The following is a 10,573-nucleotide window of genomic DNA, read 5'->3' as shown; positions in this document are numbered from 1 at the left end:
CAGCGCCCGGGTCCGGCCTTGGCGCTCAAAACCAACATGCGCATGGTCATTATCGAAGACATGCTGCTTTCGGGTCTGCCCAACGGCCGGCTGATTGCCATCGACGCAGACAGCGGTGCGGTTCAATGGGAGGGCACGGTCACGGTGTCGCGCGGCGCCACCGACCTGGAGCGTATCAGCGACATCGTCGGCGCACCTCAAGTTCAGGGACCGCTGCTGTGCGGCGTGGCGTATCAGGGCCACATCGTCTGCTTCGACATCACGCAAGGTGGTCGACCCATCTGGGAGCATCCGTTCTCCAGCACGACGGGCATCACCACCGACCCCCAGCAGTTGTATGGCGTCAGCCAACGCGACGTCGTTCATGCCTTTGGTCTGGCCAACGGGCAAGAAGCCTGGAAACAAGAAGGCCTGCGCAACCGACGCCTGTCCGGTCCGGCGGTTGTGCCGCAAGCAGTGGCCGTAGGCGATTACGAAGGCTATGTACATTTTCTGTCGCGAAGCAGCGGTGACCTGATCGGAAGAGTGCAAGTCGGGGGCGGTGCAGTGGTATCGCCCTTGGTGGGCAGCGATTACGGCGTGCTGGTGCAAACGGGCAACGGCAATCTTATGCTGGTTGGTGTCAATTGAAATCTGTTTCATTCAAACCGGTAGTCGCTCTGGTTGGGCGGGCCAACGTGGGCAAATCCACGCTGTTCAATCGCCTGACTCGTTCCAGAGCGGCTCTGGTGGCCGATTTTTCGGGTCTTACGCGTGACCGCCATTATGGCGAAGGCCGCATGGGCGATCGTCCGTTTCTGGTGGTCGACACCGGCGGGTTCGAGCCCGTGGCCAAAGACGGCATCTTGCGCGAAATGGCGCGCCAGACTCGCCAGGCCATTGCAGAAGCCGATGTGGTCATATTTTTGGTCGATGCACGTGCCGGCCTGAATTCGCACGATCACGAAATCGCTACGCTGTTGCGCCGTTCGGGCCAGAAGGTGTTTCTGGCGGTCAATAAGGCCGAGGGAATGCGCCATGGCGGCGCCATCGCCGAGTTTCACGAACTTGGGTTGGGCGAGCCCTGGCCCATCTCGGCCTCGCACGGCGACGGGGTGGCCGACCTGATTGACCGCGCACTTTCGCATCTTGATCCAGTTGCCGAGACAGATGAACCGGTCGAACAGGACGATTCCGAGTTGTCCGACGACGCCCTGGCAGCGCTTGCCGATGAGCAGGAAGAGGGCGGCCCGGAAGAAGACGTTCAACATCGCATCAAGCTTGCCATTGTGGGTCATCCCAACGTGGGCAAGTCGACGCTGATCAACACGCTATTGGGCGAAGAGCGGGTCATTGCGTTCGACATGCCGGGTACCACGCGCGACGCCATCGAGATCGAATTCACGCGAGGAAATCGTTCGTATACGCTGATCGACACCGCCGGGCTGCGAAAGCGGGGCAAGGTGTTCGAAGCCATCGAGAAATTCTCGGTCATTAAAACCTTGCAGGCGATTGAGGCCAGCAATGTCGTGGTGCTGATGCTTGATGCCAGCACCGAAATTTCCGACCAGGACGCCCATATTGCGGGCTTCGTCCTTGAAACCGGCCGTGCCCTGGTGGTGGCCATCAACAAATGGGACGGACTAAGCGACGACCAGCGCGACCGCATTCGCCGCGAGTTCGACCGCAAGCTGCGTTTCCTGTCTTTCGCCAAGATGCATACCGTATCGGCGCTTAAGGGCCAGGGGGTCAACGCGTTGCTGCGTTCGGTCAATGCGGCACATGCTGCGGCGTTTGCCAAGTTGTCCACGCCCCGGCTTACTCGCGAGCTTATCGCCGCCGTCGAACAACAACCCCCGCCGCGCAAGGGGCCTTTCCGTCCCAAGATGCGCTATGCTCATCAGGGCGGGCAGAATCCACCGCGCATCATTGTGCACGGTAATGCCCTTGATGCCGTGCCTGACTCATACCGCCGCTATCTCGAGGGGCGTTTTCGCGAGGCATTCAAGCTTGACGGCACGCCGTTGCGCATTGAGTTCAAATCATCTCAGAACCCTTATCTGCAGGAGTCCAAGTGAGCCGTTTCTGGAGCGACCATGTTGCCGGCCTGGTTCCGTATACGCCCGGCGAGCAACCCAAGGTTGCCGACCTGCTCAAGCTCAATACCAACGAGAACCCCTATGGTCCTTCTCCGTTGGCCCTGAAGGCCATGAGGCAGGCTGCCGACGACAGGCTGCGCCTTTACCCAGACCCGGCTTCAGAGCAGTTGCGACAGGCCATCGCCGCCCACCATGGCCTGAAACCCGCGCAAGTATTCGTGGGGAACGGCTCTGACGAAGTACTGGCCCACGTGTTTCATGGTCTGTTCCTGCGGGGCGGTCGGCCCTTGCTGATGCCCGACATTACCTACAGCTTTTATCCCACCTATTGCCGGCTATACCATGTGCCTCATGAAATCGTGCCTTTGGCGGACGATTTCAGCCTGACCCCCAACGACTATCTGGGTGAGCGCGCGCGGGCGGCGGCCGGCATTATTTTTGCCAACCCCAACGCGCCTACCGGAATGGTGCTGGGCCTTGACGATATCTCACGCATCGCACAAGCCAACCCAGACACCGTCGTAGTGGTTGACGAAGCCTATGTCGATTTTGGCGCTGAGTCGGCCGTTGGCCTGTTGGCCCGGCATGACAACCTGCTTGTGATCCACACGTTCTCGAAGTCGCGGTCGCTGGCGGGGCTTCGGGTAGGTTTTGCCATGGGTTCGGCTGACCTTATCGAAGGCTTGCGTCGGGTCAAAGACAGCTTTAACTCATATCCGCTCGATATGCTGGCTCAGGCCGGCGCCCTGGCCGCATTCAGCGACGACGAACACTTTGACCGCACGCGCGGGGCAATCATGCGTTCGCGCGATCAGCTGGCGCTGCGGCTGGATCAGATGGGGTTCGATGTATTGCCCAGCATGGCCAATTTCGTGTTTGCCCGGCATCGCTCGGTGGATGCGGTGAAACTGGCCGGGGCCTTGCGCGATCGGGGTATATTGGTACGCCATTTTTCATTGCCGCGCATTGATCAGCACCTGCGGATTACCGTTGGTACCGACGCCGACTGCACCCGCCTTTGTTCGGCATTGACCGAAATATTAAGCAACGTGCAGTAAAAAAGCCGCGCAAAAATATACACTAAATCAACAGTATGTCGTGGCGCATTGCGGGAAAACCCTGTAAAGTATCTCTTTGGGCGTCATTCATATAACAACACAATTGGAGCTAAGCCAATGAGCAATAAAGGGCAAACACTACAAGATCCATTTCTTAACGCATTACGTAAGGACCACGTGCCCGTATCGATTTATCTAGTCAACGGAATCAAACTGCAAGGTCAGGTCGAATCATTCGACCAGTACGTCGTGCTTTTGCGCAATACTGTTACGCAAATGGTTTACAAGCATGCCATTTCAACCGTCGTACCGGCTCGCCCCGTAGCGTTCCAGGTCGACGACCAGGCTTCGGCGTAATCCGTTTGGTTTTCGTCAGCAAGAAACACCCGCCGAGCGCTACGCGCCGGCGGGTCTTTCGTTTATAGGCCGTCAATGAGGGTATTGATAGTAAGCGTCGATCTGGGCAGCCCCGATTACCAGGCACACGCCGACGAGTTCGTCATGTTGGCCAAGGGTGCGGGAGCAGAAATAGTCGGTACGGTGGTGGCGCGCCGAGCCCGGCCCGACGCAGCCACCTTTATCGGCAAGGGCAAGCTTGAAGAAGCCCTCTTGGTCGCCGACCACGAAGAAGCCGAAATTATCTTGTTCGACCAGGCCTTAAGCCCGGCTCAACAGCGTAACCTCGAACGGGTCCTGAACCGCCGAGTGGTCGACCGCGTGGCGCTCATACTTGACATCTTCGCCTTGCGGGCTCAAAGCCACGAAGGGAAGCTTCAGGTCGAGCTGGCGCAGTTGCAGCATTTGGTCACCCGGCTTACCCGGATGTGGACTCACCTTGAGCGTCAGCAGGGCGGTATCGGCATGCGCGGTCCGGGCGAGTCGCAACTGGAAATGGACCGGCGCATCATCGGCTCCAAAGTCAAGCTTTTGAAAGAGCGCCTTGACCGTGCCCAGCGTCAACGGGCAACCCAGCGGCGCGCCAGGGCGCGGGGCAATACCTTGTCAGTCTCACTGGTGGGTTACACCAACGCGGGTAAATCAACGTTGTTCAATGCCCTGACGCGCGCCGATGCCTACGCGGCCGATCAGTTGTTCGCCACCCTTGACACCACCACGCGCAAGCTATGGGTCGAGGGAGCCGGTCAGGTGGTCATTTCAGACACGGTGGGGTTTATTCGCGACCTTCCTCCCACGCTGATAGCTGCGTTTCGGGCCACCCTTGAAGAAACCGTTCATGCCGACCTTTTGCTGCACGTGGTTGATGCGTCAAGCCACCAGCGTGAAGAACAAATTGCCGAGGTGCGCAAGGTACTGGCCGACATCGGCGCGGGCGAGATTCCCACTATTTTGGTCTATAACAAAATCGACGAAGCGGGGTACGAGCCCCGGGTCGAGCGCGATGAACATGGTACCATTGCGCGAGTATTTGTAAGCGCCCTAAGGCGTGCCGGCCTGGACGGTTTGCGTGGGGCAATCGTTGAAGCCGGTCAGACTACGAGAAACAATGCGTTCAATATCGAAAATATTCAATCTCAATGATCCGGGCTGGGGGCGCGGCGGAAACAGCAATGATTCCGAGCAGCAGCCACGCCGGCCGAATCAGGGAGGAGGCCCTCCCGACCTGGACGAGGTCTGGCGCGATTTCAACAATCGCGTGGGCTCGCTGTTCGGGCGCAAGCCGCGTCGCGGCGGTAACGGAGGCGGCGGCACAGGGCCGGGCGCTTCGCTGCCCTCGGGTTCACCCAAGTCGATTGGTATCATTCTTGTCATCATCGTCGCGCTTTGGCTCGCCAGTGGCTTTACCATTGTCCAAGAAGGCCAGGTGGCCGTTGTAACGCGTTTCGGTGCCTATACCAAAACGCTTACCCCCGGCTTGCAGTGGCGCCTGCCGTATCCCATTGAAGACGCCCAGACGGTAAATATTGCGCAACTGCGTACTTTTGAAGTCGGTTTCAGGGGTAATGCGCGTAATAAGGTGCTGCCCGAATCACTCATGCTCACCACCGACGAAAACATCGTCGACGTCCAGTTTGTGGTTCAGTACCGCCTTAACCCCGAGGGCGCGCCCGACTACCTGTTCAAGACCAGTCAGCCCGACGAGTCCGTGCGGCAGGCCGTCGAGACTGCCATGCGCGAAGTCGTGGGCCAGCAGCCCATGGATTCCGTGCTGTATTCGGGACGTACCGAAATCGCCGCCCGTGTTCAGCGTTTTGCGCAAGAAATCCTTGACCGCTACCAGACCGGCATACAGATCAGCACCGTGGCCATTCAAAACGTTCAGCCGCCCGAGCAGGTACAGGCTGCGTTCGACGACGCCGTCAAGGCCGGCCAAGATCGCGAGCGTCTTATCAACGAAGGTAACGCCTATGCCAGCCGGGTCCTGCCCGAGGCGCAAGGGCAGGTGGCGCGCATGGTGCAAGAAGCCGAGGGCTACCGCGCCCGGGTTGTCGGCGATGCTCAGGGTGACACGGCTCGCTTTACCAGCGTCGAAGCCGAGTATGCCAAGGCTCCCGGCATTACCCGCGAGCGCATGTACCTAAGCACCATGCAGGGCATACTTGAAAACACCGCCAAAGTCGTCGTTGATACCAACGACAGCACTAATATGCTGTATTTGCCCCTAGACAAAATCGCGGGTCAGGCAGTGCGTAAGCCGGTAGCACCTTCAGGTTCAGATTCTTCCAGCGGGGTGGCTGGCGCCGCAGGTGCTGCGGCCGCACAGTCTCAGGGTGGTTCTTCGACGCGAAGTACTCCGTACGGCAATGGCGCTGCAGGTGCGCTAGCTAATCCTTATTCGCGCTAACCGGAGGCCCCTATGCAACGCTTTTTTCCCTACCTTATCGGCCTTCTTATCGTTTTGGCTGTTCTGTCTTCTTGCGTGTTCGTTGTGCGAGAACGCGATTCGGCACTGGTTTTCGCCCTGGGCGAGGTGCGCGAAACCATCACCGAACCCGGTCTTTACTTCAAGTTGCCTCCGCCGTTCCAGAACGTCGTGCGGCTTGACAAGCGGCTGCAAACCATCGAGTCGCGCGACCCCGAGCGTATTCAAACCGCCGAGAAAAAGAATCTGCTCATCGACTCTTTCGTCAAATGGCGTATTTATGACCCGCGTCTGTTCTATGTAACGTTCGGTGCCAATACGCGTGCCGCCGAAGAGCGACTCGGCGCGCAGATTCGCGACGCACTTAACGCATCGGTCAACGTGCGCACCGTAAAAGAAGTCGTTTCCAGCGAGCGGGGCGACATCATGAAAGAAATGCTCACCACGGTTGACAACCGCGCGCGCCCTCTAGGGGTCGAAGTGGTTGACGTGCGTCTGCGTCGCATCGATTTCGCCCCCGAGATCTCCGAATCGGTGTATCGGCGCATGGAGGCCGAGCGCAAAGAGGAAGCCAACCGTCTGCGTGCAACGGGCGCTGCCGATAGCGAGCGAGTCCGCGCCCAGGCCGACCGTCAGCGCCAGGAGCTTCTTGCTACGGCCTATGCCCAGGCCGAAAGCATTCGAGGCCAGGGTGATGCCCAGGCGGCCAGTATTTTTGCCGACGCCTATGGTAAAAACCCCGAGTTCTACAGCTTCTACAAAAGCCTCGAAAGTTATCGCTCGGCCTTTTCCAACAAAGAAGACCTGCTCGTTATCAGCCCTGATTCCGACTTCTTCCGTTTCTGGGGCAGCGGTCGCGGCACGGCGCAGACCCAGCCCTAAGGCCCTCCGGCTTGTCGCTTTTTCGGGCCACAAGCCGGCGCGCATTTTGGATCGGCGCCACAACACGCTACAATACGCCGTAAGTTGAAATACCATCCGCAAGCGACTTGGCGGGCTTACGCCCCAAGTCGCTTTTTTATTTGTGCCTGACCTTACCCCGTATTAACGGAAACGCATGATGTCCACCTGGTTGTTGCCCGAAAGCCTGGCCGATGTTCTACCAGCCGAAGCGCGCCGCATCGAAGAGCTGCGCCGAGAGCTTCTCGACCTGTATCGAACCTATGGGTTCGAGCTTGTTGCCCCGCCTTTGGTCGAGTACCTGGATTCATTGTTGTCTGAAAAGGGCAGCGACCTGTCTTTGCGCACCTGCAAGCTGGTCGACCAGTTGTCAGGCCGTACGCTGGGGCTACGTGCCGACATTACACCGCAAATTGCGCGCATTGATGCCCATCTGCTTAATCGGGCCGGAGTCACCCGGCTGTGCTATTGTGGGCCGGTTCTGCATGCGCGCCCGGCAGGCTTGTTGTCCGACCGCGAGCTGCTTCAAATTGGCGCCGAGCTATTCGGTCATGCCGGGGTCGAGGCCGACATCGAAATCATTCAGCTTGCCCTTGAAAGCGTGCAGCGGGCAGGTGTGCAGGGCGCACGACTCGACCTTAATCATTTGGGCATTGTTCGTGCCATTATCGATTCCGACCTGGCGTTCGCGGGGTCGGCCGACGAAGTCATACAACTGCTCAGTGCCAAAGATGTTCCCGGCATTCGCGAGCTGGGCGCCCGCCTTCCCGAGCTTCGCGCCGAAACGCTTCAGGCACTGCTTGCATTGCCTTCGTTATACGGCGGCACCGAGGTTCTGGCTCATGCCCTTCAGGCCCTGCCGGCCCTGCCTCGCATTCAGCAGGCCGTGACCGACCTCGAAACCCTGGTGCGCGCCATGCCCGAGTACCAGTTCAGCATCGATCTGGCCGACGCCGGCAGCGGTTATGGTTATCACTCGGGTGTCATGTTCTCTATCTATGCCCAGGGCTGGCACGATGCCCTGGTCAAAGGCGGTCGATACGACGGAATCGGCCGTGCATTCGGGCGCGAGCGTCCCGCTACCGGCTTCAGTCTCGATCTTCGCAAGTTGTCGGCAGGTTTGCCGCCGGCGGGGCGGGCCAAGGCCATACGTGCCCCGTGGGGTACCGACCCGGCACTGATGCAGTCGGTTCGAGACTTGCGGCGGGCGGGCGAAATCGTCGTGCAGTTGCTGCCGGGCGAATCTTCCGATCTTGATGAGTTCATCGTTGACCGTGAGCTTGTCGAGTCCGAAGGCAGCTGGCAGGTACGCAACAATCCTTAAGCATTTTTTTCGTCGTCGGGCCGGGTACCGGCACACGACTTAACCTTTTTTGGTCCTTTGAGACCACACTCTTGAAAACGTTATGAGCAAGAATATCGTCGTGATTGGCACCCAATGGGGTGACGAAGGCAAGGGCAAGATTGTCGACTGGCTGGCCGAGTCGGCTCAAGGCGTAGTGCGCTTCCAGGGCGGTCACAACGCGGGCCATACCTTGTGGATCAATGGCCAGAAAACCATTCTGCGCCTGATTCCATCGGGCATCATGCACCCCGAACTAACTTGCTATATTGGCAACGGTGTGGTGTTGTCGCCCGAGGCCTTGCTGAAAGAAATCGTCGAGCTCGAGCAGGCTGGTCTGGACGTGCGTTCGCGCCTGCAAATCTCGCCGGCTTGTCCGCTGATTCTTCCCTATCACGTCGCACTTGACCAGGCTCGCGAGCTGCGTAAGGGCGAGGGCAAGATCGGCACCACAGGTCGCGGCATCGGGCCTGCCTACGAAGACAAGATCGCTCGTCGAGCATTGCGTGTGCAAGACCTTTACGACCCTGCCATTTTCGACGAAAAGCTTGCAGAAGCGCTTGACTACCATAACTTCGTGCTGACCCAGTACCTGGGTTCCCAAGCCGTGTCGGCCGACGAGGTGCGCGATCAGGCTATGGCATTGGCCGAGCAGCTCGAGCCCATGGTGGCCGACGTCTCCAGCAACTTGTACGCAGCCCAGAAGGCCGGTCAGAACCTGCTGTTCGAAGGCGCCCAAGGGTCGTTGCTTGATATTGATCACGGCACCTACCCGTTCGTGACCAGCAGCAATTGCGTCGCTGGCGCGGCGGCTGCGGGCGCCGGCGTTGGCCCCCAAAGCCTGAACTACGTGCTGGGCATCGCCAAGGCCTATACCACCCGTGTCGGCTCGGGGCCGTTCCCTACCGAGCTTCTGGATGACACCGGTGCGCGTCTGGCCACGGTAGGTAAAGAGTTCGGTTCGGTTACGGGCCGCCCGCGCCGTTGCGGCTGGTTCGATGGCGCCGCCATGAAACGTGCCGTCATGATCAACGGCATTTCGGGCCTGTGCGTCACCAAGCTCGACGTGCTCGATGGCGTTGAGACCATCAAGATTGGCGTGGGCTACCGTTACAAGGGCCAGTTCCTTGACGTGCTTCCGTATGGTGCGCACGCTACGGCCGAGGCCGAGTCCGTACTCGAGGAAATGCCCGGCTGGCAAGAGTCGACCGTAGGCATCACCGAGTACGACGCCTTGCCGGTCAACGCGCGCAATTATCTGCAGCGCATTGCCGAGGTTTGCGACGTGCCCATCGATATGGTGTCCACAGGCCCCGACCGACTGGAGACCATCGTGTTACGCCACCCGTTCCTCAATTAAGCAGTTTTGCTGCAGCGCCGGGCAGGTTATGATTACGCTCCTTGCTCTTAAGTAAAAACAGGAGATACCGCCATGAACCTGCCGGCCAGCACAGAACGCGATCTTTGGATCAGTTGGGACCAGTACCACGAACTGATCGAGCGTCTGGCGCTTATCATTCATGAGTCGGGCTGGAAGTTCGACAAGATCATCTGTCTGGCACGGGGCGGCGTGCGGGTGGGCGACGTGCTTTCCCGTATCTATGATGTGCCGCTGGGCATATTGGCCACCAGCAGCTATCGCGAAGCGGCGGGCACTCAGCAGGGCACGCTCGATATCGCGCAGTTCATCACCATTACACGCGGCACGCTCGACGGCAGGGTGTTGCTGGTAGACGACATGGTCGATACCGGCATGACATTCAACCGCGTGGGCGAACACCTGCGCGCCCAGTTCCCCGCGATTACCGAAATGAAAAGCGCGGTTCTGTGGTGGAAGGGCCATGCCCTGGCTACGCCCGACTATTATGTCGAGAAGCTGCCCACCAACCCCTGGATCCACCAGCCGTTCGAAGACTACGACAGCTTGCGCCCCCACCAGCTTGAAGCCTGGATGCGCAAGGGAAAACGTAATTCGCAGTAGCTAACGACCCATAAGTGGCTTTAACTCGTGAAACATCGGGTTTCGTGGTAGAATCTAATGCTTTACGAATTTTGCCACCCCTTTTTACGAGGCTTATCGATACATGCCTACTGTACGTCTTAAAGAAAACGAGCCTTTTGAAGCTGCGTTGCGCCGCTTTAAGCGCACCATTGAAAAAAACGGCCTTTTGACCGAGCTGCGTTCGCGCGAGTTCTACGAGAAGCCCACCGCCGAGCGCAAGCGCAAGCATGCTGCTGCAGTCAAGCGTCATTACAAGCGTATCCGTAGTCAACAGCTGCCCCCGCGCCTGTATTGATACCAGAGTCCTTTGTTCAAGAGCTTCTTGCCCGGGTTGATGTAGTCGACGTCGTCGGGCGCTATGTGCAGTTGCGC

General features: G+C 59.0%; 11 protein-coding genes. All 11 read left to right on the top strand.

From position 1 onward, the window contains the following. Positions 1-630 (top strand): outer membrane protein assembly factor BamB family protein (locus VL003_RS13420; RefSeq protein WP_325443312.1); only part of this gene is annotated, 630 nt, incomplete at its 5' end. After that, on the top strand, positions 627-2,057 hold the full coding sequence (gene der, locus VL003_RS13415) for a ribosome biogenesis GTPase Der (RefSeq protein WP_325443310.1): 1,431 nt from the start codon (positions 627-629) through the stop codon (positions 2,055-2,057). The genes VL003_RS13420 and der, both read left to right, overlap by 4 nt. After that, a complete protein-coding gene (gene hisC, locus VL003_RS13410) occupies positions 2,054-3,136 on the top strand; it encodes a histidinol-phosphate transaminase (RefSeq protein ID WP_325443308.1) in 1,083 nt (360 codons plus the stop codon). Before der ends, hisC begins: the two co-directional genes overlap by 4 nt. Before the next feature lie 117 nt (positions 3,137-3,253). Then, a complete protein-coding gene (hfq, locus tag VL003_RS13405; protein ID WP_325443306.1) occupies positions 3,254-3,493 on the top strand; it encodes an RNA chaperone Hfq in 240 nt (79 codons plus the stop codon). A 75-nt stretch (positions 3,494-3,568) separates the two neighbouring features. Next, entirely contained in the window at positions 3,569-4,675 is a 1,107-nt protein-coding gene (gene hflX / locus VL003_RS13400; protein ID WP_325443304.1) for a GTPase HflX, read from the top strand. Continuing rightward, positions 4,641-5,939 carry an FtsH protease activity modulator HflK gene (gene hflK / locus VL003_RS13395; RefSeq protein ID WP_325443302.1) on the top strand — a complete coding sequence of 433 codons (1,299 nt, stop codon included), beginning with the start codon at positions 4,641-4,643 and terminating at the stop codon, positions 5,937-5,939. Before hflX ends, hflK begins: the two co-directional genes overlap by 35 nt. Before the next feature lie 12 nt (positions 5,940-5,951). Beyond that, complete coding sequence (gene hflC, locus VL003_RS13390) at positions 5,952-6,839, top strand: protease modulator HflC (RefSeq protein WP_325443300.1); 888 nt, start codon at positions 5,952-5,954, stop codon at positions 6,837-6,839. A gap of 178 nt (positions 6,840-7,017) precedes the next feature. Beyond that, entirely contained in the window at positions 7,018-8,181 is a 1,164-nt protein-coding gene (locus tag VL003_RS13385; protein WP_325443314.1) for an ATP phosphoribosyltransferase regulatory subunit, read from the top strand. An 82-nt stretch (positions 8,182-8,263) separates the two neighbouring features. Continuing rightward, on the top strand, positions 8,264-9,559 hold the full coding sequence (locus tag VL003_RS13380; protein ID WP_325443297.1) for an adenylosuccinate synthase: 1,296 nt from the start codon (positions 8,264-8,266) through the stop codon (positions 9,557-9,559). 72 nt (positions 9,560-9,631) lie between these two features. After that, positions 9,632-10,180: a phosphoribosyltransferase gene (locus tag VL003_RS13375; RefSeq protein WP_325443295.1), complete on the top strand. Its 549-nt coding sequence runs from the start codon at positions 9,632-9,634 to the stop codon at positions 10,178-10,180. A 103-nt stretch (positions 10,181-10,283) separates the two neighbouring features. Next, on the top strand, positions 10,284-10,496 hold the full coding sequence (rpsU, locus tag VL003_RS13370) for a 30S ribosomal protein S21 (RefSeq protein ID WP_093971288.1): 213 nt from the start codon (positions 10,284-10,286) through the stop codon (positions 10,494-10,496). Positions 10,497-10,573: the final 77 nt, after the last annotated feature.

This window comes from Pusillimonas sp. (assembly GCF_035515275.1).
GTDB lineage: Bacteria > Pseudomonadota > Gammaproteobacteria > Burkholderiales > Burkholderiaceae_B > Pusillimonas.
Note: the sequence above shows the minus strand (reverse complement) of the source record. Positions and strands in the feature narration are given on the sequence as shown.

What these genes read in the sequence shown, in the direction of transcription:
- hfq (WP_325443306.1), top strand. Translation starts at nt 3,254, where the DNA reads ATGAGCAATAAAGGGCAAACACTACAAGATCCATTTCTTAACGCATTA.
- VL003_RS13385 (WP_325443314.1), top strand. Translation starts at nt 7,018, where the DNA reads ATGTCCACCTGGTTGTTGCCCGAAAGCCTGGCCGATGTTCTACCAGCC.
- hflC (WP_325443300.1), top strand. Translation starts at nt 5,952, where the DNA reads ATGCAACGCTTTTTTCCCTACCTTATCGGCCTTCTTATCGTTTTGGCT.
- hflK (WP_325443302.1), top strand. Translation starts at nt 4,641, where the DNA reads ATGCGTTCAATATCGAAAATATTCAATCTCAATGATCCGGGCTGGGGG.
- rpsU (WP_093971288.1), top strand. Translation starts at nt 10,284, where the DNA reads ATGCCTACTGTACGTCTTAAAGAAAACGAGCCTTTTGAAGCTGCGTTG.
- VL003_RS13375 (WP_325443295.1), top strand. Translation starts at nt 9,632, where the DNA reads ATGAACCTGCCGGCCAGCACAGAACGCGATCTTTGGATCAGTTGGGAC.
- hflX (WP_325443304.1), top strand. Translation starts at nt 3,569, where the DNA reads ATGAGGGTATTGATAGTAAGCGTCGATCTGGGCAGCCCCGATTACCAG.
- VL003_RS13380 (WP_325443297.1), top strand. Translation starts at nt 8,264, where the DNA reads ATGAGCAAGAATATCGTCGTGATTGGCACCCAATGGGGTGACGAAGGC.